Annotated in this window: 18 protein-coding genes; 10 read left to right on the forward strand and 8 right to left on the reverse strand. The window is 39.6% G+C overall.

What is annotated here, in order from left to right:
- The 7 genes from GNP81_RS18980 (at nucleotide 1) to GNP81_RS19010 (ending at nucleotide 10,509) form a co-directional block, all read left to right on the forward strand.
- A complete protein-coding gene (locus tag GNP81_RS18980; RefSeq protein ID WP_005420813.1) occupies nucleotides 1-984 on the forward strand; it encodes an ABC transporter ATP-binding protein in 984 nt (327 codons plus the stop codon).
- A gap of 22 nt (nucleotides 985-1,006) precedes the next feature.
- Nucleotides 1,007-2,002, forward strand: a complete 996-nt coding sequence (locus tag GNP81_RS18985; RefSeq protein WP_005420816.1) for an ABC transporter ATP-binding protein — start codon at nucleotides 1,007-1,009, stop codon at nucleotides 2,000-2,002.
- 48 nt (nucleotides 2,003-2,050) lie between these two features.
- Nucleotides 2,051-3,769, forward strand: a complete 1,719-nt coding sequence (locus tag GNP81_RS18990) for a glycoside hydrolase family 9 protein (protein ID WP_155674934.1) — start codon at nucleotides 2,051-2,053, stop codon at nucleotides 3,767-3,769.
- Nucleotides 3,770-3,771: 2 nt separating this feature from the next.
- Nucleotides 3,772-4,647, forward strand: a complete 876-nt coding sequence (locus GNP81_RS18995; protein ID WP_155674932.1) for a glucosamine kinase nucleotide-binding domain-containing protein — start codon at nucleotides 3,772-3,774, stop codon at nucleotides 4,645-4,647.
- A 20-nt stretch (nucleotides 4,648-4,667) separates the two neighbouring features.
- Entirely contained in the window at nucleotides 4,668-6,572 is a 1,905-nt protein-coding gene (locus tag GNP81_RS19000; RefSeq protein ID WP_196587443.1) for a beta-N-acetylhexosaminidase, read from the forward strand.
- Between the two features lie 38 nt (nucleotides 6,573-6,610).
- Nucleotides 6,611-9,016, forward strand: coding sequence for a glycoside hydrolase family 94 protein (locus GNP81_RS19005; protein WP_155674929.1), 2,406 nt, complete (start codon nucleotides 6,611-6,613; stop codon nucleotides 9,014-9,016).
- Nucleotides 9,017-9,096: 80 nt separating this feature from the next.
- Nucleotides 9,097-10,509 (forward strand): phosphoglucomutase/phosphomannomutase family protein, encoded by a 1,413-nt coding sequence (locus GNP81_RS19010; protein ID WP_005420824.1) that lies wholly within the window; start codon nucleotides 9,097-9,099, stop codon nucleotides 10,507-10,509.
- An 84-nt stretch (nucleotides 10,510-10,593) separates the two neighbouring features.
- On the opposite strand, the gene GNP81_RS19015 is transcribed toward GNP81_RS19010, so the two are convergent.
- The 6 genes from GNP81_RS19015 to GNP81_RS19040 form a co-directional block, all read right to left on the reverse strand.
- On the reverse strand, nucleotides 10,594-11,628 hold the full coding sequence (locus GNP81_RS19015; RefSeq protein WP_155674927.1) for an ABC transporter ATP-binding protein: 1,035 nt from the start codon (nucleotides 11,626-11,628) through the stop codon (nucleotides 10,594-10,596).
- Nucleotides 11,628-13,259, reverse strand: a complete 1,632-nt coding sequence (locus tag GNP81_RS19020; protein ID WP_155674925.1) for an ABC transporter permease — start codon at nucleotides 13,257-13,259, stop codon at nucleotides 11,628-11,630. Before GNP81_RS19020 ends, GNP81_RS19015 begins: the two co-directional genes overlap by 1 nt.
- A 67-nt stretch (nucleotides 13,260-13,326) precedes the next feature.
- A complete protein-coding gene (locus tag GNP81_RS19025) occupies nucleotides 13,327-14,340 on the reverse strand; it encodes a Fe(3+) ABC transporter substrate-binding protein (RefSeq protein WP_005420827.1) in 1,014 nt (337 codons plus the stop codon).
- Nucleotides 14,341-14,507: 167 nt separating this feature from the next.
- Entirely contained in the window at nucleotides 14,508-15,737 is a 1,230-nt protein-coding gene (locus tag GNP81_RS19030) for an ammonium transporter (RefSeq protein ID WP_155674923.1), read from the reverse strand.
- A 17-nt stretch (nucleotides 15,738-15,754) separates the two neighbouring features.
- The gene (locus GNP81_RS19035; RefSeq protein WP_005420830.1) at nucleotides 15,755-16,093 is read right to left on the reverse strand and encodes a P-II family nitrogen regulator; all 339 of its coding nucleotides are present in this window, start codon (nucleotides 16,091-16,093) and stop codon (nucleotides 15,755-15,757) included.
- A gap of 162 nt (nucleotides 16,094-16,255) precedes the next feature.
- Nucleotides 16,256-16,624, reverse strand: coding sequence for a YacL family protein (locus GNP81_RS19040; protein ID WP_155674921.1), 369 nt, complete (start codon nucleotides 16,622-16,624; stop codon nucleotides 16,256-16,258).
- 143 nt (nucleotides 16,625-16,767) lie between these two features.
- Here GNP81_RS19040 and GNP81_RS19045 point away from each other — a divergent pair, with 143 nt between their 5' ends.
- The 3 genes from GNP81_RS19045 (at nucleotide 16,768) to GNP81_RS19055 (ending at nucleotide 20,449) form a co-directional block, all read left to right on the forward strand.
- A complete protein-coding gene (locus GNP81_RS19045; protein ID WP_155674919.1) occupies nucleotides 16,768-17,913 on the forward strand; it encodes a sugar diacid recognition domain-containing protein in 1,146 nt (381 codons plus the stop codon).
- Between the two features lie 127 nt (nucleotides 17,914-18,040).
- Nucleotides 18,041-19,306, forward strand: coding sequence for a GntP family permease (locus GNP81_RS19050; RefSeq protein WP_012533727.1), 1,266 nt, complete (start codon nucleotides 18,041-18,043; stop codon nucleotides 19,304-19,306).
- Between the two features lie 12 nt (nucleotides 19,307-19,318).
- Nucleotides 19,319-20,449: a glycerate kinase gene (locus GNP81_RS19055; RefSeq protein WP_155674918.1), complete on the forward strand. Its 1,131-nt coding sequence runs from the start codon at nucleotides 19,319-19,321 to the stop codon at nucleotides 20,447-20,449.
- Nucleotides 20,450-20,516: 67 nt separating this feature from the next.
- Here the strand turns inward: GNP81_RS19055 and acnB are convergent, their stop codons facing one another.
- Complete coding sequence (gene acnB, locus GNP81_RS19060) at nucleotides 20,517-23,105, reverse strand: bifunctional aconitate hydratase 2/2-methylisocitrate dehydratase (RefSeq protein WP_336495494.1); 2,589 nt, start codon at nucleotides 23,103-23,105, stop codon at nucleotides 20,517-20,519.
- Between the two features lie 219 nt (nucleotides 23,106-23,324).
- A complete protein-coding gene (locus tag GNP81_RS19065) occupies nucleotides 23,325-25,595 on the reverse strand; it encodes a patatin-like phospholipase family protein (RefSeq protein WP_155674916.1) in 2,271 nt (756 codons plus the stop codon).
- Between the last annotated feature and the right edge of the window lie 688 nt (nucleotides 25,596-26,283).

Genomic DNA, 26,283 nt, shown 5'->3' on the forward strand with positions numbered 1-26,283 from the left:
ATGACTGACCCACAAATTTCTATCCGCAATCTATGTGTGGATTACATTACTGACGCAGGTGATGTACGTGCTGTAAACAATGTGAGTTTTGACATTGGTAAAGGTGAAGTCTTTGGTCTAGCAGGCGAATCTGGTTGTGGAAAATCAACCGTAGCATTCTCTTTAATGCGTCTGCATAAGCCGCCAGCATTCATTACCGGTGGTGAAGTGTTCTTCGATGGTAAAGATATTTTAAAGTACAGCGATGCTCAAATGCAGGCATTCCGTTGGAGTGAAATGTCAATGGTATTCCAAAGTGCCATGAACGCATTGAACCCAGTACTAACAATGGAAGAACAATTTTGTGACGTAATTATGCGTCACACAACCATGACTCGTGAGCAAGCGATTTCTCGTGCACAAGGTTTACTTGAAATTGTTGATATTCACCCTAGTCGTTTGACTGATTACCCGCACCAATTCTCTGGTGGTATGCGTCAACGTTTGGTTATTGCAATTGCGTTAGCGTTAAACCCAAAAATGATCATTATGGATGAACCAACTACTGCTCTTGATGTAGTTGTTCAACGTGAGATCTTACAAAAAATCTATGCGCTTAAAGAAGAATTTGGTTTCTCTATTCTATTTATTACGCACGATTTATCGTTAATGGTTGAGTTCTCTGATCGTATTGGGATCATGTATTCAGGTGAATTAATCGAAGTTGCTTCTTCTAAAGAAATCTTAACTTCACCTTATCACCCATATACAAAAGGCCTTGGTAGCTCATTCCCACCGTTAACGGGACCAAAAACAAAATTAACAGGGATCCCAGGAAACCCTCTTAACTTACTAGAGGTTCCACAAGGCTGTCGCTTCCAAGCTCGCTGTGATCGTGTACATGAAGCATGTCGTTCGATTCCAACACAGCTTCGTCAGATCGAGCCTGGACACTTGTCAAACTGTCACCTTTACGGTGAAACCATTGCACAAGTAAAAGCATAAAACGGATTTTCTGGAGTAAATTATGAGCAAAGAATTTGGCGAATTACTGATTGAAGGCAAAAATCTGGTTAAAGATTTTCCTGTAAGCAGTAACGCACTTAAAAACCCAATGATGCGTGCTATTAATGACGTATCTTTCAAAATGTACAAAAGTCGTGGTCTTTCTGTTGTAGGTGAATCTGGTTCAGGTAAATCCACCACTGCAAAAATGATAGCAAAAATGTATGCGCCAACAGATGGCGTAATTGAATACAAAGGTCGTGATATTCAAACCATCGTTAAGAAAAACGATTTAATGACTTATCGCGAAGGTGTTCAGATGGTATGGCAAGACCCATTTGGTTCTTTAAACCCTACTCATAACATTTTCCATCATATTGCTCGTCCTCTTCTTATTCATAAGAAAGTGACTCCTGGCAATAAAAAAGAATTAGAAGAACGCGTTTACGATCTTCTAGAACAAGTTGGCTTAATCCCACCTAAAGAAACGGCGGCAAAGTTCCCGCACCAACTTTCAGGAGGCCAACGTCAACGTGTAAACCTTGCAAGAAACATTGCTGTTGGTGCTGAAGTGGTATTAGCTGACGAACCAACCTCAATGCTTGATGTGTCGATTCGTGCTGGTGTCCTAAACCTAATGGAAGAGATGAAGTTTGAGAAAAAAATGTCTCTTCTTTACATCACTCACGATATCGCAACTGCACGTTACATTGCAGAAGATCTTGCGGTTATGTATGTCGGTCACATGGTTGAATGGGGTGATACGGATGAGATCATCCACGATCCACAACACCCATATACCCAATTACTTGTATCAGCGGTACCCGATCCAAGTAAGTCGATCCATACAGAACTAAAAGGCAACAAAGGTGAAATTCCATTATGGACACCTGAATCAGTAGGCTGTCCTTTTGCTGGCCGCTGTCTTCACGCAAGTGCTAAATGTAAAGAACAAATGCCTGGCGTAACAAAACTGTCAGACAACCATTTTGTTCGTTGTTACTTATACGAAAATTAATTTCATTTGTAATTCTGAACAGCAGTAATTGGTATTTTGGAGAAATAGATGCAACTGTTAACTAACCATATTGGATATGAAACAAACGGACCGAAATCAGCAGTATTATTGGCTACCACTGCCCTTACGCAGCCAATATTAGGTCATATTGTTTGTACTCAAACACAAGAGGTCAAATACCGTTTTTCTATTTCTTCATCAAACCAAGTCGCTCATTGGCATCAAGGTTATTTTGCTGAGATAACATTTACTGATTTTACTGAAGAAGGTGAATTCATGCTTGTTGTCGAAGGAGCAATGTCTCATTCTTTTATTATCAAAAACAACTTATTAATGGCGCACACATTTTCTGATGTTATGCACTATTTTAAATCCCAACGATGTGGTGGGATTTTCGATAAACAAGATAAACAAGCTCCTTTATTAAATAGCAATGAAACCGTGGATGTTCATGGCGGTTGGTATGATGCATCAGGTGATGTGAGTAAATACCTTAGTCATTTATCTTATGCTAATTACCTTAATCCTCAGCAAATTCCGATGGTTGTTTGGAATATGCTTAAAGGATTAGAACTAACACAAAACCTATCGGATTTTGCCGCTTTCTCTCGCACCCGTCTTACGGAAGAGGCGTTATTTGGTGCAGACTTCCTAGTTCGAATGCAAAATCCGGCAGGTTTCTTTTATATGACCGTTTTTGATAAGTGGAGTAAAGATATCAATCAACGTGATATTTGTGCTTATGCCACTCAAGAAGGTCATAAATCTGATGATTATCAAGCTGGATTCCGTCAAGGTGGCGGCGTCTCTATCGCAGCTCTTGCCGCTGCATCTCAGTTAACACTTGATGGCGAATTTACTCGCGAAGAATACCTAGCCGCAGCTGTAAAAGGCTACTGGCACTTAAAAGAAAATAACCTTAATTATTTAAATAATGGCGAAGAAAATATTATTGATGAATATTGTGCTCTTCTTGCTGTTATTGAACTGTTTAAAGCAACACAAGAAAATACATTCTTAATTGAAGCTCGGATCTGGGCAGATAAACTTTCTGCACGTCAACAAAGTGATGATAATTTCTCTCACTTTTGGTCTGCGACAAGTCATGGTGAACGTCCGTATTTTCACGCTGCTGAAGCAGGACTTCCTGTTATTGCTCTCTCTCAATACTTAGTGATTGAAAACGATAATAGCCGCAAAGCTCATACTCAATTAGTTATCAATCAAGCCATTGAGTTTGAACTAACAATTTCAGCGGAGACATTCAATCCATTTGGCTACCCAAGACAATACGTTAAAGCCGTTAATGGTCAAAAACGCAGTGCTTTCTTTGTTGCTCACGACAATGAGTCAGGCTACTGGTGGCAAGGCGAAAATGCTCGACTAGGATCTCTAGCGAGTATGAGCTACCTTGTGTTACCACACCTAACATCAGACGAGCTAAAACAAAAACTAACCGCATTTGCTCAACATAACCTGAACTGGGTACTAGGTCTAAATCCTTATGACATGTGTATGTTAGATGGTCATGGCCACAATAACCCTGATTACCTTCCTCATCTTGGTTTCTTTAATGCCAAAGGTGGTGTTTGTAATGGCATAACAGGTGGTTTTGAAGATGAAGAAGACATTGCATTTAATCCAGCGCCACATGGCGATGATATGTTACAAAACTGGCGTTGGGGCGAGCAATGGATCCCTCATGGCGCATGGTATCTGTTAGCGATTATGTCTCAATTCGCTTATTACTCAGAGCAAGGAGCATAATCATGACGCATTTATATGTCGGTATTGATGGTGGCGGTACGTCTTGTCGAGCTCGTATTCGTAATGAACAAGGTGAATTATTAGGTGAAGCAAAAAGCGGAAGCGCTAATATCCTACTTGGTGTTGATGTAGCAATGAATTCAATCATTGATGCCATCACTCAAGCCGCTGCACAACATAATTTAACGGATGCAGATTTCTCTCGCATGCACGTTGGCTTGGCTCTTGCTGGTGCTGAACAAAAATCAGCTTGGCATAACTTTATGCAACAAGCTCACCCTTTTGCCTCAATAGTTCTTAATACCGATGCCTATGGTGCTTGTCTAGGTGCTCATAACGGTGAAAATGGCGCGATAATGATCGCAGGCACAGGCTCTTGTGGCATCTATATTAGCAACGGCCAACAACATGTGGTTGGTGGGCGCGAGTTCCCTATTTCAGATCAAGGCGGTGGTGCCATTATGGGGCTTCGTTTAATTCAATACACCCTATTGGCCTCCGATGGTATTAAACCTACTACAGCTCTTACCGAGCACGTATTAACTCATTTTGAAAATGATATAGACCGTATTGTAGATTGGTCTAAAACGGCACGTCCTTGTGATTATGGTCAGTTCTCACCTGTTATTTTTTCTCTTGCATTAGAAGGAGACACGCTTGCTATCGATATGCTGCAACAAACAGCAAGCGATATTGAAATGTTTTTAACCGCACTAAACAAAAAGGGAGCCACAAAAATCGCTCTTATGGGAAGTATTGGTGAACGCATTGTTGAATGGCTATCGCCTTCTATTCGTCAGTATTTAGTACAACCGCAATTTGATGCCATTGAAGGTGGCATTATGATGGCAAGAAACAAAGAACATAACCTGTTCTAGTCTTTTATAAGGAAAAGATGATGGATTATCGTGTAGACCTTGTTGTCTTATCAGACAAAGAAAAGTTAAACCGTTTTGGCTTAACCTTACATAATTTAAGCGATGTGGATCTTCATCATTGGCAATTACAATTTACTATTGATCGTTTTATTGCACCTGAAAGTAATTCCCAAGGAACATTAGAACAAGTCGGTAGTTTTTGTAAATTAACTCCAGATGCAAACCAAATACTAAAGGCAAACAATCACTATTATGTAGAATTTAGCATTGGTACTGCACCTTTTCGCTTTATCACTGATGGTTTGGATGATGCAACTATTTTAGTTGATGACGGTAAAAGCCCTCGCTTTTTAGATGTATCTATCTCACCGATTGTTTTGGCTTCACCTTACTCAGAAAGAACCGTTATCCCTAGAGTGGCTCCTTCTGAACTGTCTCTTATTCCAAAACCAGAATCAGTACAACGTCTTGATGGCCTATTTAATCTAAAGGATAAAATATCTCTAGAAACACAGACCCATTTAGCACAAGGTGCAGCGCAGTGGTTAAGTGATGAATTAGAAAGCATGACTTCTTTGAAGTATCCAATTAAATCACAAGGTCAAATTCAATTCATAGCTAATCCAACATTAGATAAAGGTGCATATCAACTCTCGGTATCGAAAGATATCATCACTCTTAATGCTGGCTCTAATGAGGGATTCGTTCACGCATCTGCGACGCTTTTACAATTAATAAATGAAAATACACACTTGATCCCATGTGCAAAAATCAAAGATCAACCACGCTTTCACTATCGTGGAATGATGCTAGATTGTGCAAGACACTTCCATCCACTAGAGCGTGTAAAACGTTTAATTAATCAATTAGCTCATTATAAATTTAACACTTTCCATTGGCATTTAACGGATGACGAAGGATGGCGAGTAGAAATAAAAGCCTTTCCTGAATTAACACAAATTGGTGCATGGCGTGGGCCAGAAGAAGTGATTGAGCCACAATACACTCATATAGCTGAAAAGCATGGTGGTTATTATTCTCAAGAAGAGATTAAAGACGTCATTGCTTATGCAGAACAACGTGGAATAACAGTAATACCTGAAATCGATATTCCAGGTCATTGCCGTGCAGCTATTAAATCATTACCTCATTTGTTAATTGATTCTGACGATAATTCGGTTTATCGCAGTATTCAACACTACACAGATAATGTGCTATCACCAGCAATCGAAGGTACCTACCAGTTTATTGATACCGTGCTCGAAGAAATTGCAGATCTTTTCCCTGCTCCTTACGTTCATATTGGTGCCGATGAAGTTCCAAAAGGCGTTTGGACTGATAGTAAAAAATGTCAAAAACTGATGGAAGAGCAAGGTTATAGCGACCCTGTTGAACTACAAGGTCATCTACTTCGTCATGCTGAAAACAAATTAAAACAACTAGGCAAACAGATGCTTGGTTGGGAAGAAGCTCAACATGGTAATAAAGTCAGCAAAGATACCGTTATTTACTCTTGGTTGAGTGAAGAGGCTGCATTAAATTGTGCCAAACAAGGTTTTGATGTCGTACTCCAACCCGGTCAAACGACCTATTTAGATATGGCACAAGATTATGCTCCTGAAGAACCTGGAGTAGATTGGGCAAATGTTCTTCCTCTTGAAGAGGCTTATAACTACGAACCTCTTGCTGAATTAGCTGATAACGACCCTATTCGTAAACGCATTCTCGGAATTCAATGTGCACTTTGGTGTGAAATCATCAATAACCAAGAGCGCATGGATTACATGATTTTCCCACGTCTTTTAGCAATATCTGAAGGAATGTGGACACAAAAACAACACAGAAACTGGACAGACTTTTTAGCAAGGTTAAATGGACGATTACCAACCCTAACACGTCAGGGTATTAATTTCCGTCAACCATAAGTCACCCATTTATTAGTATTTTAGTTAAGGATAAAAAAATGAAATACGGTTTTTTCGATAACGACAATCGTGAATATGTCATCACACGCCCTGACGTACCAGCACCATGGACTAACTACTTAGGTACAGAAAAGTTCTGTACGGTTATTTCTCACAATGCTGGCGGTTACTCTTTCTATAACTCTCCAGAGTACAACCGTGTTACTAAGTTCCGCCCAAACGGCACATTTGATCGCCCAGGACATTATGTTTACTTACGTGATGATGAAACTGGTGATTACTGGTCTATCTCATGGCAACCGGTAGCAAAAAGTTTAGACGAAGCAAACTATGAAGTTCGCCACGGCCTTTCATATTCAAAATTCAAATGTGATTACAACGGTATTGAAGCAACAAAAACGTTATTCGTACCAAAAGGTGAAGATGCTGAAGTATGGGATGTCGTGATTAAAAATACGAGCGATAAACCACGCACTATCTCAACGTTCTCATTTGTTGAGTTTTCATTTAGCCACATTCAATCTGATAACCAAAACCACCAGATGTCTCTTTACTCTGCGGGTACAGAATACAAAAATGGTGTGCTTGAATACGATCTTTATTACAACACTAATGACTTTGAAGGCTTCTACTACCTAGCTTCAACGTTTGACCCTGATTCATATGATGGCCAACGTGATACATTCCTTGGTCTATACCGTGATGAAGCAAATCCGATTGCCGTTGAAAAAGGACGTTGTTCAAACTCAGCGCAAACGTGTTATAACCACTGTGGTTCTCTGCATAAACAATTCACGATTCAACCAGGTAAAGAAGTGCGTTTTGCTTACGTACTAGGTATTGGTAAAGGCAATGGCGAACGTCTACGTGAAAAATACCAAGACGTAGCAAATGTGGATGCGGCATTCCAAGAAATTAAAAATCACTGGAATGAGCGCTGCGAAAAATTCCAAGTATCATCGCCAAACGAAGGGTTAGATACGATGATCAACACATGGACGCTATACCAAGCTGAAACGTGTGTTGTATGGTCTCGCTTTGCTTCTTTCATTGAAGTGGGTGGTCGTACAGGTCTTGGTTATCGTGATACTGCTCAAGATGCGATTTCTGTACCTCACGCTAACCCAGCAATGACTCGCAAACGTATTGTGGATTTACTACGCGGACAAGTAAAAGCAGGTTACGGTCTACACCTATTCGATCCTGATTGGTTTGATCCAGAAAAAGCAGATGTTAAACCATCTAAATCACCGACAGTGGTTCCAACACCATCTGACGACGACAAGATCCACGGTATTGAAGATACGTGTTCTGATGACCACTTATGGATCGTTCCTACTATTATCAAATACGTAATGGAAACCGGTGAGCATTCTTTCTTTGATGAAGTGATCCCATATGCTGATGGTGGCGATGCTACGGTTTACGAACACATGAAAGCTGCGCTAGATTTTTCTGCAGAATATGTTGGTCAAACAGGTATCTGTAAAGGTTTACGAGCTGACTGGAATGACTGTCTAAACCTAGGTGGTGGTGAATCATCAATGGTTTCATTCTTACACTTCTGGGCACTTCAAGAGTTCCTAGATTTAGCTAAATTCCGTAATAACGATGCTGACGTAACAAAATATACAGAAATGGCAGCAAATGTTCGTGAAGCATGTGAAACACACCTTTGGGATGACGAAGGCGGTTGGTACATTCGTGGCCTAACAAAAGATGGCGACAAAATTGGTACAGCACAACAAACTGAAGGTCGAGTGCATCTTGAGTCAAATACATTAGCGGTACTTTCTGGTGCGGTATCTCAAGAACGTGGCGAGAAAGCGATGGATGCGGTTGATGAAAACCTATTCTCTGAATACGGTCTTCACCTAAATTCACCATCATTTGCAACACCAAATGATGATATCGGTTTTGTTACTCGTGTTTATCAAGGTGTAAAAGAAAATGGCGCAATCTTCTCTCATCCAAACCCATGGGCTTGGGTAGCAGAAGCAAAACTTGGCCGCGGTGACCGTGCGATGAAGTTCTACGATGCACTTAACCCATACAACCAAAATGACATCATTGAAAAACGTATTGCTGAACCATACTCATACGTTCAATTCATTATGGGTAAAGATCACCAAGATCATGGTCGTGCAAACCACCCTTGGTTAACTGGTACATCTGGTTGGGCTTACTTTGCAGTAACTAACTTTATCTTAGGTGTTCGTACTGGTTTTGATGGATTAACGATTGATCCATGTATTCCAACAAACTGGCCTGAATTTACCGTTACTCGTCAATGGCGTGGCGCTACTTACCACATTCAGGTGAAAAACCCGAATTCTGTAAGTAAAGGGGTTCAAAGCATTACGCTTAATGGTACAGAAGTTGTGGGTTCAGTACCGGTTCAAGCCGAAGGTTCTATTAACGAAGTTGTCGTAATTATGGGCTAAGCTCGTTTAATGATGAGCTCAGTTTTATAGACAAAAGTAAGGCACCTTATTCTGGTGCCTTACTATAAAAGGAATTTACTATGATTCAATTTGGTACCGGTGGTTGGCGCGCATTTATTGGTGAAGAATTTACCAAAGACAACGTACGTCTTGTTGCTCAAGCACTATCAAATATTATGATTAACGAACAAGTCCAAGATAAAGGGTTTGTTATTGGTTTTGACCGTCGTTTCTTATCAGACAAAGCAGGAAAATGGTTTGCAGAAGTTGTTGCAGCCAATGGCATTAAAGTAAGTTTTATTGATAAGTTTGTTCCAACCCCTATCGTTATGTTCCAAACAAAAGAGATGGGTTGTATCTATTCAGCTTGTATCACTGCATCTCACAACCCTGCAGATTACAACGGTGTGAAAGTGTTCATCGAGGGTGGTCGTGACGCCGATGAAATCATTACCCAAAAAATCGAACAACAAATTGCTCATTTAACTCAACAAGATGTTAATGCATTAGAATTTGAAGAAGCAGTTACTGCGGGAAAAATTGAAATCATTAACCCAATGAACGCATTTGTTGACTCAATCATCGACTTTATTGATATCGAATCAATTAAAAAAGCCAACTTACGTGTACTTATCGACCCAATGTTTGGTGTAGCAAAAAATGCGCTTCAAACGGTTTTAATTAATGGTCGTTGCGATGTTGACGTTATCAACGATGGTGAAAACCCTGCATTTGGAGGCTTAATGCCATCGCCAAGTGCCGCTACGTTGTATCGCTTAAAACACTTAGTTGCACACGAAGGTTATGACATTGGTATTGGTACTGATGGAGATGCTGACCGTCTAGGTATTATCGATGAAAAAGGTAATTTTATTCACCCTAATGAAGTTCTGATTCTCCTTTACTACTACTTACTTGAGTACAAAGGCTGGAAAGGGTCAGTGGTTCGTAACATTGCGACGACCCACTTACTTGATAAAGTCGCTGCAGATCATGGTGAAAAATGCTTTGAGGTTCCTGTAGGCTTTAAGCACATCAGCTCTCAAATGGAAGCGGATGACTCTTTAATCGGTGGTGAGAGTTCTGGTGGTTTAACCATTCGTGGACACATTAAAGGTAAAGATGGCGTATTCGCTTCTAGCTTATTAGTTGAAATGATCAGTGTGACAGGTAAAAAACTATCTGAAATGCTTGATGAGATTTACGCTAAATACGGTTACGCCTATACAGCGGAAGGCGATTGCACCTTTAAACCAGCAGAAAAAGAAGCCCTATATAATAAAATTTATGTAGAGAAGCAACTGCCTGAATTTGAATATGAAATAGAAAAAGTAAGCTATGAAGATGGTGCTAAAGTTTACTTTAAAAATGGCGGTTGGGTCATTGCTCGCTTCTCTGGTACCGAACCATTACTACGTATTTTTGCTGAAATGGAAGACAAACCAACGGCAGAAAAAGTACTTAATGAAATGAAAGCTTTCCTTTCTCTTTAGTTTCTACGTTTTAATTAAAACAAGAGCTCTAAAGAATTAACCCAGCTAATATAAGAGTCTGTTAGCTGGGTTCTTTTTACACTATTAATCCTGAACAAAAACAATTGGGCAATGTGGTTTGATTTCAAACTTCACTTTTTCACCTATCGTTAATGAATCATTAGAAACGGCGATTAATTCCACACCTTCACTATCAATAACATAACGACACGTATCTCCCATAAATTGCAGCTCTTTCACTGTAGCTTCACCATTTACATCACGATATAACGTAATATTTTGTGGTCGTAATAACACTTCCGCTTTTTTATCGGCTTCCGTCGTACTTCTACCACAAGAGATGAAACCAACTTGAGTATCTATATTTCCGTTTTGGTTAATCGTACCTGATACGTAAGATCCACCACCTAAAAAATCAGCTACGAAGCGACTATTAGGGGAGTAATATAAATCGTTAGAGCTACCAAACTGTTCAATCACACCATGATTCATTACTGCTAATTTATCTGAAAAAGCGAAGGCTTCTTCACGGCTGTGAGTAACAAAAATAGCCGTCACACCTTGTGCCTTAAAAATTCGACGGATCTCTTTAATCAAGTCATGGCGTACTTGAGTATCAATATTTGAAAATGGCTCATCAAGTAAAAGTAAATCAGGCTCACTCGCCAACGCTCGCGCAATCGCAACACGCTGTTGTTGTCCACCAGACAATTGATGAGGATAACGATCACCAAACCCACTCAAATGAACGAGATGCAGCATCGACTCAACTTTATCGTCAGCTTTTTTCTTATCCCAATCTTTTAAGCCAAAACCAATATTTTGATTAACCGTCAGATGAGGAAAAAGAGCATAGTCTTGAAATATCATACCGATATTTCTTTGCTCTGGTGGTAACCAAGTATTGTTATCCGTTATCACCTTACCATTTAAGTTCATCTCTCCAGACGATAAAGGCAACAAACCCGCTATGGATTTTAGTAACGTCGTTTTTCCACAACCACTTGCACCAAGTAAACAAACGATCTCACCTTGTTCAACATTTAATGAAAGCTGAGATAAGATATCTTGATCGTGATAGCGACAAGTCAAATTTGAAATAGATAATGCAGATTTCATTAATGATGTTGCTCCAAAGAACGGTTAACGATAATTAATGGAATTAACCCCACTAAAACCAATAGCACCGCAGGCATCGCTGCGATTTCCAGTTGCTCATCAGAAGCAAAATTAAACACATAAGTTGCCAGTGTTTCAAAATTAAATGGGCGTAATAATAACGCCGCATTAAGCTCTTTCATTGTTTCAATGAAGACCAAAAGACCGGCAATTAAACAGCCACGACGAATCAGTGGAAAGTGCACTCGACGCAGCATTGACCAAGTCCCACATCCTAGTGTGCGAGAAGCCATATCTAATGATGGTGGGATCTTATTTAGATTACTTTCAATAGAGCCGATAGCCACCGCTGAAAATCGAGTAACTGAAGCAAAAATTAACGCAAAAATAGAGCCAGAGAAAACCAGACCAATAACGCCAAAGCCAAGTTGTTTTGATACATCATTAATAAAATGATCCAAACCAATCATGGGTAACATCACCCCAATAGCTAGAACGGTTCCCGGAACCGCATAACCTAATGAAGCCAAACGCATAGGAACAACGCTCCATTTACTAGCAGGTTGCAAACGACGTAAGAAGTTCACCACAACGGCTATAATTACGGCAATAACGGCAGAAACACTAGACACGTATAAACTATTGATGGCGTATTCTTGAAACTCAGCAGTCCAACTTTGCTCAAAGTAATCAATTGCATAACTGATTAATTGCATTAATGGAAAAATAAAAGCTATCGACACAAGCCCCCAGCACCAAATTAATGCCCCCCACTTTTTCCAACCATGCAATTGATATTGGAATTCCTCGCTAGTATTAAATTTTTCTTGGAACATTTTTTGTTTACGGCGGCTATAACGTTCACCACTGATCAACAATAAAATACCCATCAGCATAAAAGCAGAAACCTTAGCTGCCGCATTCAAATTTGAATAACCAAGCCAAGTATCATAAACAGCCGTCGTTAACGTATTAACCGCAAAGTAGCTCACAGTACCAAAGTCCCCTAATGCCTCCATTGCAACTAATGACAGTGCAACAGCAATCGATGGTCTAGCAAGAGGTAAAGAAATACGTTTAAAACTTTCCCAAGGTGTACATTTTAGTAAGCGTGCTGATTGTAACAAACTGATGTTTTGTTCCATAAAAGCTGCGCGAGCTAATAAATATACATAAGGATACAAAACTAAAGACATCACTAAGATGGCTCCAGTTAATGTACGAATATCTGGGAACCAATAATCGCTATAAGACTGCCAGCCAAAGATATCCCGTAATAACACTTGTATTGGGCCTGCAAAATCTAACCAATCCGTATAGATGTAACCGACGATATACGCTGGCATTGCAAGAGGCAAAACCAAAGCCCATTGCAAAATGGAAGAACTGGGAATACGACACATAGCCATAAACCAGGCAGAAGGGACACCTAAAATAAGAGAGAAGAACATCGCACCAAACACTAATAAAACGGTGTTGAGCGTGTATGTAGGAAGCACGGTATCAAACAAATGAGTAAATATATCATCCGTATTACCGAGTGCTGTATATAGGATCGCTAAGATCGGCAAAACCAGTAATAGAGAAAGACTCCAGCTACTGGTTTTCCAGAATAATAATTTTTCTTTCATTGCCTAAACTGCAAGGCTCTTATAAAAATGATGAGGTATTGTTACCTCACCATTATTAAATATCAAATTAAAGATCGAATTTAACTTCATCTAAAAGCTTAATCGCTTTTGTATGGTTATCTGCGATTTCATCTAAAGACAGTGTATCTGCTTTAAAGTCACCCCAAGAGGCTACTAATTCTGAACGCTTCACACCTGGTTTTACAGGGTATTCATAGTTAACTTCAGCGTACATACCTTGTGCTACATCACCAGTTAAGAACTCCATTAATTTTAATGCGTTATCTTTATTTGGTGCGTATTTTGCCATCGCCATACCACTCACATTCACATGTGTACCATCAGTATTTTGATTTGGGAAGTTAATGTATACCGACTCAGCCCAAGAAACTTGTTTTGGATCGTTAACCATTTTGCCTAAATAGTAGCTGTTACCTAAAGCAAGATCACAAAGACCTTCTTTAATCGCTTTCACTTGTGCACGGTCATTGCCCTGAGGCTTACGAGCAAGATTCGATTTTACGCCTTCTAACCACGTTTTCGCTTCTGCTTCACCATGATGAGCAATCATTGAAGAAACAAGAGAGACATTGTAAGGATGCTTACCACTACGAGTACAAATCTTACCTTTCCATTCTGGCTTAGCTAAATCAGCATAATCAAAATCAGCGCCTAATTTACCCACACGATCACGAGATGAATAAACATTACGAGCGCGAAGTGTTAGAGCAAACCATTCATCTTCAGCATCACGATATTGTGCAGGAACATTTGCATCGATAACTTTACTATCAACAGGTTGAACCAGATTTTTATTTGTTAATTCAGCTAAACGACTAATATCAGTTGTTAAAATAACATCAGCAGGGCTTAATTCCCCTTCTTGAGCCAATTTCTCAGCTAGACCTTTTTTAGCGAATTTAACATTAACCTGAATACCGGTCTCTTTTGTGAACTCTTTAAACATAGGCTCAACTAAGAAAGGTTGGCGGTAAGAGTAAACGTTAACTTCTTCAGCAGCCATAACACTTGGTGCAAACATACCTGCAATTAAAGCAGAAACTGATAGTAATTTTTTCATGTTATTCCTTTAAAATCTTTACTTATAAATGCTAATAAGAATAATTATCAATATCGACATTATACGAAGAGATTTTAAAATGGCAATGATCCAATTTCATTTTTATTAAAAAAAGCCCTAATACGTTCGCATTAGGGCTCTTGAATTTGTAAGGAAATATTAAATGTCTATTTCACACTAACAAACTCAGGATAAGCATCGATACCACAATCATGTACATCCATACCTTCAAGCTCCTCTTCCTCAGTTACTCGAATACCAATGGTTGCTTTCAGCACTGCCCACACAGCTAAACTTGCACCAAATACCCATGTAAAAATCACGACCGCGCCAAGTAATTGAGATCCAAATGTGGCATCAGAATTACTTAAAGGAACCACCATTAAACCAAAGAAGCCACACACACCATGAACAGAAATAGCACCTACAGGATCATCAATTTTAATTTTATCAAAACCAACAATACTAAATACAACCAGTGCTCCAGCTACTGCACCAATACTTACAGCTGCTAATGGTGATGGCGATAACGGATCTGCTGTTATAGCGACTAAGCCTGCTAATGCTCCATTTAATACCATAGTTAAATCAGCTTTACCCCATGTGCTCTTACATACAAATAGTGCCGTAATTGCACCAGCCGCCGCCGCTGCATTTGTATTCAAAAAGATCTGACCAACCGCAGTTGCATTCTCAAAATCAGAAACCATTAACTGAGAGCCGCCATTAAAACCAAACCAACCAAACCATAAGATAAAAGTCCCCAGTGTAGCTAAGGGCATATTTGAACCAGGAATTGGATATATTTGACCTTTCTTACCGTACTTACCTTTGCGAGCCCCTAGTAATAGAACCCCAGCAAGCGCAGCAGATGCACCAGCCATATGAACGATACCAGAGCCAGCAAAGTCACTGAATCCTGCTTCTGATAGGAAGCCACCACCCCATGTCCAATACCCCTCCATTGGATAAATAAAAGCAGTTAAAATCACTGAAAAGATAAGGAATGACCATAACTTCATACGCTCTGCAACAGCTCCTGAAACCACTGACATCGCTGTGGCAACAAACACCACTTGAAAGAAAAAATCTGATTCTAATGAATGATCTGCACCTTCAGCCTGTGTACCGATTAAGGTTCCTATAGAAGGTAAAAAACCACCAGAACCGTTATCAACATACATAATGTTATAACCAACCACTAAATACGTTGTACAAGCGATGGCATATAAACAAATATTTTTAGTTAGAATCTCTGTTGTATTTTTTGAACGAACTAAACCTGCTTCTAGCATGGCAAAGCCTGCTGCCATCCACATAACTAATGCACCTGACATCAAAAAGAAGAAGGTATCTAACGCATAACGAAGTTCTGATACTGTTGTTGAAAGTTCCATAATATTGTCCTCTATCCTTAAAGTGCTTCGGTATCGGTTTCACCAGTACGAATACGCACAGCTTGCTGAAGGTCATAAACAAAAATCTTTCCATCACCAATCTTACCTGTGTGCGCCGCTTTGCTTATTGCTTCAACAATACGGTCAACCCCTTCCGCTTGAACGGCTATTTCTAATTTTACTTTTGGAAGAAAATCGACTTGATACTCAGCCCCTCGATATAACTCAGTATGACCTTTTTGACGTCCAAACCCTTTCACTTCTGAAACGGTCATTCCATCCACTCCTGCATCGGCAAGCGCTTCTCTAACATCGTCTAATTTAAATGGTTTAATGATGGCGTTAATTATTTTCATAGCTCAATCCCTTGAATTTATTTGTTACTTATTCTTAACAATTCAATCAGTATGCCAATATTAAAAATAATTATTATTCAAAGAGATAGAAGTAAGCAGGGTAAAAAAACAAAAAAGGCCGCACTAATATAGTGCAGCCTTTCCCTATCAATGAGCATTAGATTAAAAACGATTAATAAATGCTTCCCAACTTTGAAGCATGATTTCAAAATCTTCTAATCCACATACTGATATACATTCATCATCATACATATGAATGTCTTCTTCGAACTCTTCATCAGATTGTTCAAACAATGCGTTCTCTTGAACAATGACTTCTTGATCACTCAATACTAATGTCATCACCTTGCCTGATAATGTCCACTCATCCTGTGTATTTTTAATTAAAGCAATTTGCTTATATATTTCTGCGAGTAAATCCGTATTTTTCGCTACATCTTCAACTAACCAACGTCCCATGGCTTCATGCCCCATAGAAAAATTCGCATGGTATGTACCCTCAAGGGTATTTTTCTTAAATTCGTAATCCATCGGATATCCTAACAATTATATCGGCGTTAACTCACACGTTTTGGATCAAAGGCAATGCCGTTCTCTTTTACTCCAGTATAATCTTATCCCTATTTTTTTTATAGCTAACTCCCTCCTTTCTTAATAGCTAAAAAGGTTTAAAGATGCAGTTAACCACAATGATCGCCAAACAAATTGTTGAGCGTTCAATGAAAATTATCAAGCACTCTGTCAATGTGATGGATGAGTATGGTGTGATTATTGGTTCAGGAGATCCATCAAGATTAAACTGTCGCCATGAGGGGGCGATACTTGCTATTAATGAAAATCGAGAAGTTGAAATCGATTACTCTACAGCCCAACAATTACGTGGTGTAAAGGCTGGAATTAACTTACCCATTGTGTTTCAAAATAAGGTTATTGGGGTTGTTGGTATTTCAGGAAAACCTTCAGAGATCCAGCAATACGGTGAGTTAGTAAAAATGACCGCTGAACTTATCATTGAGCAAGCCGCTTTAATGACTGAAATTCAATGGTCTAAACGTCACAAAGAAGAATTAGTTCTACAATTAATTCAACCATCAGACTTAAATACACAGCAACTTTATTCTATTGCTGAACGACTAGAGCTCGATCTTAATCAACCACGAATCGCAACCATCATTAAGGTAGATTCTTTTAATGGTGAAAACCTTTCTCTCAGTCATCTTCAAAAATTAGTTCATTTATTAGAATATCCAGAGCGCGATAATTTAGTGGCAATCAGCTCCGTGACCTTAAACGAAGTTGTGGTATTAAAACCAATTACATTAACGGATACCGGATGGAATAGAAGCCATGAAGAAAAAAGGATCCGCCAATTATTTCAACGCATCTCTCACGATGAAAAATTCACAATAAAAATAGCGCTGGGGGATTACTTTCCAAATCTCGAAGGGTTAGCACAATCTTACATGACAGCAAAAGCGACCATGAGTACAGCTAATACTAAACATCGCATTTTATTTTTCCAAGATAACAAGCTACCCGTTTTAATTAATGGACTAAAATCCGATACTTGGCGCATGGAGCAATTAAAGCAACCTATCGTTAATCTTCAAAAATCAGATCCTAAAGGGATATTACTCAAAACCCTTAAAGCCTTTTTTAATCATAATTGTGATTCAGCTCAAACCTGTAAATCATTACATATTCATCGGAATACTCTTCGCTACAGGCTGGATAAAATAAACAAAGAAACAAGCTTAGATATCAATAAGATAAATGATTCTACCTATTTATACCTTGCTTCATTAATGAGTAATAAATAACACTCATTTTGTGCAATTGCACAATAATTTAAATATTTAACCCATGAAATTTGGGCATTCGACTAAAGCATATTGATAACGATAACGTTAGATTACCGACATCTTAATTATTAAATGGAACGTTAATATGATCGAAGTATCTACCTTAGGCGCTATTTCAGCGCTCGTTGTTGCTATCGCCCTCATCCTTAAAAAGGTCCCGCCTGCTTATGGCATGATAATAGGTGCTTTAATTGGTGGTATTGTCGGTGGCGTTTCATTAACAGATACAGTTAACTTGATGATCGGTGGTGCTCAAGGAATTGTTACCGCTGTTTTACGAATTCTTGCTGCTGGTGTTCTTGCTGGTGTATTAATTGAATCAGGTGCCGCAACCTCTATTGCAGAAACCATAGTAAAAAAAGTAGGCGAAACCAGAGCACTGTTAGCATTAGCAGTTGCAACTATGATCTTAACGGCTGTGGGTGTTTTCGTAGACGTTGCTGTAATTACTGTTGCACCTATTGCACTTGCGATTGCTCAGCGTGCTGACCTATCTAAAATGGCTATCTTATTAGCTATGGTTGGCGGCGGTAAAGCTGGTAACGTAATGTCGCCTAACCCAAATGCGATTGCGGCAGCCGATGCTTTTAATGTGCCTTTAACTTCAGTGATGGCAGCTGGTGTTATTCCTGGATTATTTGGGTTAGTCTTTGCTTATTTCATCGCTAAAAAACTCGTTAATAAAGGCAGCAAAGTCCAAGCTCATGAAGTAGTTTCTGTTGATCATTCTCGCCTACCTAGTTTTACGACTTCTATCGTGGCTCCTCTTGTTGCTATCAGTCTTTTAGCCCTGCGCCCAATAGCAGGTATTAATGTCGATCCTCTCATTGCACTTCCTTTAGGTGGCCTACTAGGTGCTGTTGCAATGGGACGCTTTAGAGATACCAATCATTTTGCAGTATCAGGTTTAACTCGTATGGCACCCGTTGCAGTGATGTTACTTGGTACAGGTACATTAGCCGGCATCATTGCAAACTCTGGATTAAAATCAGGTCTTATCGATATTTTAACGGCTTCTGGTCTTCCATCTTATCTACTTGCTCCGATTTCCGGTGCAATGATGTCTCTAGCAACAGCATCAACAACCGCAGGTACAGCCGTTGCTGCGAGTGTATTTAGTCACACAATTTTAGAGCTTGGTGTTCCCGCACTTGCCGGTGCAGCAATGATTCATGCTGGTGCTACCGTATTAGATCACATGCCGCATGGTAGTTTCTTCCATGCAACTGGTGGCGCTGTACACATGGATATTAAAGAACGTTTAAAACTTATCCCATACGAATCAGCGGTTGGTCTCATGATCGCAACTGTTTCAACTCTCATCTTTGGCGTCTTCGGTTTATTTGTTTAATAAGGCTATATTATGAAAATCGTTATTGCTCCTGACTCTTATAAAGAAAGTTTAACAGCGATGGAAGTCGCTACGGCCATTGAAGCTGGATTTAAACAAGTATTACCTCATGCTGAATACATAAAGTTACCTATGGCCGATGGTGGCGAAGGTACGGTTCAATCACTGATTGATGCCACTGGAGGCTCTATTATCGAGCACACAGTGACAGCGCCTCTTGGTGAACAAGTTACCGGTTTTTATGGATTATTTGGCGATGGACAAACGGCCATTATCGAAATGGCAGCAGCATCAGGTTTACATCTTGTTGACCCAAGTTTACGTAACCCTCTAAATACCACCACTTATGGTACTGGCGAGCTAATCAAAGCCGCACTCGATAAAGGCGTAAAACACATAATTGTAGGTATTGGTGGCAGTGCTACGAATGATGGCGGGATCGGTATGGCCCAAGCGCTTGGTATTAAGTTACTGGATCAAGATGGTAACGATCTTGTTTTTGGTGGCGGTTCATTAGCACAGCTTGCAACGATCGATACATCAAATAAAGATCCTCGTCTTGACAAAATTACACTTGAAGTTGCATGCGATGTTGATAACCCACTGTGTGGACCTAAAGGTGCCTCTTTCGTATTTGGCCCACAAAAAGGGGCAACTCCTGAGATGGTTAGCACGTTAGATAACAACCTAAACCATTATGCCGATATAATGAAAGCTCAACTTGGTAAAGACGTAAAAGATACAGCCGGAGCTGGCGCTGCTGGTGGGCTTGGTGCAGCCTTACTTGGTTTATTTAATGCAACCCTGCGCCCTGGTATAGAAATCGTAATGGATGCCGTAAACCTATCAGATGTAGTATCGAGCGCCGATCTTGTTATCACAGGAGAAGGTCGAATCGATAGCCAAACTATTCATGGAAAAACACCGATTGGCGTAGCAAGAACAGCGAAAAAATTTGATTTACCTGTTATTGGTATTGCTGGTTGTTTATCTGATGATTGTGCAATTGTTCATGAGTATGGTATTGATGCGGTATTTAGTGTTGTACCTCGCTCAGTTTCTCTTGAGCTTGCATTAAAAGAGGCCGCTATTAACGTAGAAAATACCGCTCGTAATGTTGCAGCAATATATTCAATGAAATAGGTAAGCATCCAGCCCTATAAATAAAAAAGCAGCCAATTGGCTGCTTTTTGTATTTATGAAGATAAGGTTAAGCAGGTTCTTGGAAAATAACCGTATCCGCTTTCTCTGTATATGCTCCCATCTTATGGAAATTCAGGTAACGATAGGTATCCGCTGCGGTTGCATTAATCTTATCTGCGTACTCTAGGTACTCTTCCTTAGTTGGAATACGACCAAGAATCGCACCAACAGCCGAAAGTTCAGCAGATGCTAGGTAAACATTAGCACCAGTACCTAAACGGTTAGGGAAGTTACGAGTAGACGTAGACATAACAGTCGACTTGTCTGCAACACGTGCTTGGTTACCCATACACAATGAGCACCCCGGAGTTTCAATACGTACTCCAGCACGACCAAAGATCCCATAATACCCTTCTTCAGTCAGTTGATCTTTATCCATCTTAGTTGGCGGAGCCACCCATAGACGAGTACTTAGAGAACCGTTAAATTCTTCAAGCATCTTACCAGCTGCACGGAAGTGACCGATGTTAGTCATACAAGAACCGATGAATACTTCTTGAATCTCTGTACCTTGAACGTCAGAAAGAAGACGAGCATCATCTGGATCATTTGGTGCACATAGGATTGGCTGATCGATGTCGGCAAGGTCAATTTCGATAACGTGAGCGTATTCAGCATCAGAATCAGCAGACAGTAATTCAGGGTTAGCTAACCACTCTTCCATTGCTGTAATACGACGCTCGATCGTACGAACATCACCGTAACCTTCAGCAATCATCCACTTAAGCATAACGATGTTTGAATTCAGGTATTCTTCGATAGACTCTTGAGACAGTTTAACTGTACAACCTGCTGCTGAACGCTCAGCTGATGCATCAGAAAGCTCAAATGCTTGCTCAACAGATAAATGTTCAACACCTTCAATTTCTAGTACTCGACCAGAGAATTCGTTGATCTTACCTGCTTTCTCTACCGTTAGTAGGCCTTGCTTGATGCCGTATAACGGAATCGCATGTACTAAATCACGTAACGTAATGCCTGGCTGCATCTCACCTTTAAAACGAACCAAAATAGATTCAGGCATATCAAGAGGCATAACACCTGTTGCTGCCGCAAATGCGACTAGACCAGACCCAGCAGGGAACGAAATACCTAAAGGGAAACGAGTATGCGAGTCACCACCTGTACCTACAGTATCAGGTAGAAGCATACGGTTTAACCATGAATGGATAACACCATCGCCCGGACGTAGTGAAACACCTGCACGGTTCATGATGAAATCAGGTAGTGTGTGATGGGTGTTTACATCAACTGGTTTCGGATATGCTGATGTGTGACAGAAAGATTGCATCACTAAGTCAGCAGAGAAGCCAAGACATGCAAGATCTTTAAGCTCATCACGCGTCATAGGACCTGTCGTATCCTGAGAACCCACCGTTGTCATCTTAGGCTCACAGTATTGACCAGCACGAACGCCTTCAACACCACATGCTTTACCAACCATCTTCTGAGCTAATGTATAACCTTTATCAGATGCGGATGGATCAATTGGCTTAGCGAATAGATCCGTCTCTTCTAGACCAAGAGAAGTACGCGCTCGACTTGTTAACCCACGACCAATAATCAGTGGAATACGGCCTCCAGCACGAACTTCATCAAGTAATACTTTCCCTAGTTTAAAACTAGAAATCTCTTCATTATTTTTACGAACAACACCTTCATAAGGGAAAATATCAATAATATCTCCCATATTCATGTTTTGAACATCAAGCTCAATCGGTAGTGCGCCAGAATCTTCCATCGTATTATAGAAAATTGGAGCGATCTTACCGCCTAAACAAACACCACCAGTGCGTTTATTTGGCACGAATGGGATATCTTCTCCCATAAACCAAAGCACTGAATTTGTTGCGGATTTACGAGAAGAACCTGTACCAACAACATCACCAACGTAAGCCAGTGGAATGCCATCTTTTTGCATTTCTTCAATTTGATTGATTGGACCAACGCTACCCTGTTCATCAGGAGTAATGCCATCACGTTCCATTTTTAACATCGCTTTTGCGTGTACGGGAATGTCTGGACGCGACCATGCATCAGGTGCAGGAGATAGATCATCGGTGTTTGTTTCACCTGTAACCTTAAATACTTTAACGGTAATTTTTTCTGCAACTTTTTCTTTTGATGTAAACCATTCAGCATCCGCCCATGATTGGAGTACTTGCTGCGCAGAAACATTACCTGCTTTTGCTTTTTCTTCTACATCATAAAAAGCATCAAACATCAAAAGCGTATGCGATAGTGCTTTAACTGCAATAGGTGCAAGTTCAGCATCATCTAATAAAGAGACAAGAGGTTCTATATTATAACCCCCTTGCATTGTACCAAGTAGTTCTGCTGCTTTTTCTTTACTAACAAGTGGAGAAGATACTTCGCCTTTAGTGATTGCAGTCAAGAAGCCCGCCTTAACATAAGCCGCTTCATCAACACCCGGGGGAATACGATTTTCTAGTAAATCAAGAATGACTTCTTCTTCACCTTGTGGCGGATTTTTAACTAATTCAACTAATGCTGCTACTTGCTCAGCATCCAGTGGTCTTGGGACCACACCTTCTGAAGCACGTTCTTCGACGTGTTTACGATAAGCTTCAAGCACGACTTAATTCCTCACATTTTGGCCAACTTTTGATAAGTTAGCATCCTTGGAAACGATTCAGTTTATATCCGTTAACTTTTTAATTCTGTTATAAATCTCAATAAAACAAGAGAATATGTATCGGCATAGACTAAATTTGTGGCGAGATGATATCAAATTTAACTTAAAATTAAAATCTACCCACAACAAACAACATACGACTTATGGCGCACTTTTGAACTATAAAACAGCTCCAATACTTAAATATACTGATTCATGATTCTGCTCTGTTCGACCATAAGCCAAAACAATAGGACCTATCGGACTATCAACTCCGATAAAAGCAGACCCAGCAGTATAAAGAGGAGCATCTTTAATACTATCTTGATTCCAAAGACCACCATTTTCTAATGAAGCCCCTAAATAAATAGGCGATTGGAACAAACCAAAGTCGTTATCCATTAATCGATAACGATAAACTAAACTACCAAAAACCAAGTTTTGTCCGGTTAAACTGTCTTTAGGTGTACCAGATAAGCGTAAAAAACCACCAAGAGATTTAGGTTCTAACTGTAAATCTCCCTTTTTATTCTCAACAACACCATATTCAAAATTACCGACGAAAGTATGACGTGAATAAGTCCATGCAGCTCTTGTGTTTAATGATATTTCTATAACAGAATCTTTAGTTGCTTCAATATCAACAACACTATCTTCAACATTATCATGCGAATATAGATATTCAGCATTTACGTAAAAGCCTTTGGTTGGGAAGGTAAAATTATCTAAGGTATCGAGTCTATATTGTGCGAACACTCCCTCACGACTATAACTTGCATTCAAATCTCTCAAACTTGTAAATGCGACTTCACCTTTTGTATAACGGCCACCAACACGAAAATCACTCCATAAATGACCTTGTAGACCAACTGCAGCCTCAAAAACTAAATCACTGTATTCCAATGGAAAGTCATTATCTATTGACCCTAATTCGTTACCTGATAGAGAGAATTTCTTTTGCTCAACACTATAAACAGATTTAATCGATGTGAATAAAAGTTGGTTAACTAAAAATGGAGTATACAGCTCAGCTGAAACCAATTTATCAGTACCTAATTCAAAGTTTGTTCGTAATTCAGAACGATTATCTCTCAACCCCGTTAATTCAATATCTGTAAAATTGATCGACATTCCAAGAGAGTATTTACTTTGATTATCAAAATCATCTTCTAAAGCAAAACGAAAATCCAAATAATTAGGGCCCCAACTTTTTTCTTTAACTTCAATAACTAAGTCATGGGTGCCTTCATCATTTTCTTTATAGTAATAATCCACTCTCTCAAAGCGATCAATCACATAAAGATCACGAATATGCTCTTCTAGCTCATCGGCACTATAAGACCGCCCTTCTTTTAAATTTAAACGATCTAACAGCATATTCTCTGTATATAAACTATCGTTTTTTATCTTTATTTTATTTACATACAGCTCATCACCTCTAAGTAAACCAGAAGCTTTTTGCTGTTTCTGTTTTAGGTATTCTTGGTATTTTGATTTTGATAATACTAATTTATCTAATGCTTTATGCTTTTCGTAAGCGATGTCATAACCTTTACCATAAGCAAACGGCATTTTATCAAACTCCGCCGTTTCCATTTTCCCCACATGTGGCGCAAGTAAAATGTCTTTATCATCAAGAAGCTTTTCTTGCTGTTTGGTGCTATTTTTCACCATAAAGTTCGTCAACTGCCCCATGACAGAAAGGTAACTAGAAATATCATCAGCTTCTAAATAATCAGAACCAATATCTACAGCAATGACTATATCTGCTCCCATTTCTCTGACAACATCAACAGGCATATTGTTTACAACGCCACCATCAACAAGAAGTCGGCCTTCATATTCAGCTGGTGGAAGTGCGCCAGGAACTGACATACTTGCCATCATGGCTTCTGCTAAGTTACCTTTATCTAAAACAACAGGTTCAAGTTTTTCAATATCTGTTGCAACAGCACGAAAAGGAATCGGTAATTCATCAAAGGAATTTAAATAAGGAATATTATCTGATGTGGTTCTAAGTATTTTGGCCATTGTTTGGCCTTGTACAAAACCTTTTGGGGCTTTTAGTTCTGTAAATGAAAAACCTATATCCGTACCTATTTGATAACGGTCTTCATATTCTTTATCTCTGATCTGTCTTTCACTACGCTCAACTTTATCAACAAAGCCGCTATTCCAATCAACAGTATCAATAAATGCTTCTATTTCATCTGCACTCATTCCTGATGCATATAAACCACCAACATAGGCCCCCATACTTGTACCAGTAATGTAATCAATAGGTATGTGCATCTCTTCCAATGCTTTTAATACACCAATATGTGCAGCCCCTTTGGCTCCACCGCCAGCAAGAACAAGTCCGATTTTTGGACGAGATTCATCACTAGCAACAGCAATAGAAGAAAATAGATAGAGAAATACAGAAGAAAACATGAATGGCTTAAAGCGCATAATATCATCCTTGAAATATTGATATAAAAAGAATACAGGATGATGAGAGAGATAAAAAGCCTAACTAGCAAGAACTGACAATGAGCAAACTCTATTTTCACATTCAATTTTCTACAGACGTAAAAAAGCCCTAATCTTTCGATTAGGGCTTCTTCAAATAAGTGGCTACGTTAACGGGACTTGCTATCAACCTTGAAAGAGACACGTCCCCCGACGTGACTGGCCACTAAGCTCTCCAATAAAAAGTCTAACCAACTGAGCTACCACTTCGCAGTGTTCTACTTTCACTCATCCATTTTCTACAAACATAAAAAAGCCCTACTCTTTCGATTAGGGCTTTTTTAAATAAGTAGCTACGTTAACGGGACTTGCTATCAACCTTGAAAGCGACACGTCCCCCGACGTGACTGGCCGCTAAGTTCTCCAATAAAAAGCCTAACCAACTGAGCTACCACTTCGCAGTGTCTACTTTCACTCATCCATTTTCTACAGATGTAAAAAAGCCCTACTCTTTCGATTAGGGCTTTTTTAAATAAGTAGCTACGTTAACGGGACTTGCTATCAACCTTGAAAGCGACACGTCCCCCGACGTGACTGGCCGCTAAGCTCTCTAATAAAAAGCCTAACCAACTGAACTACCACTTCACAGTGTCTACCTTCACTCATCCATTTTCTACAGACGTAAAAA

The organism is Aliivibrio fischeri, from assembly GCF_009727955.1.
Taxonomy (GTDB): Bacteria; Pseudomonadota; Gammaproteobacteria; order Enterobacterales; family Vibrionaceae; genus Aliivibrio; species Aliivibrio fischeri_A.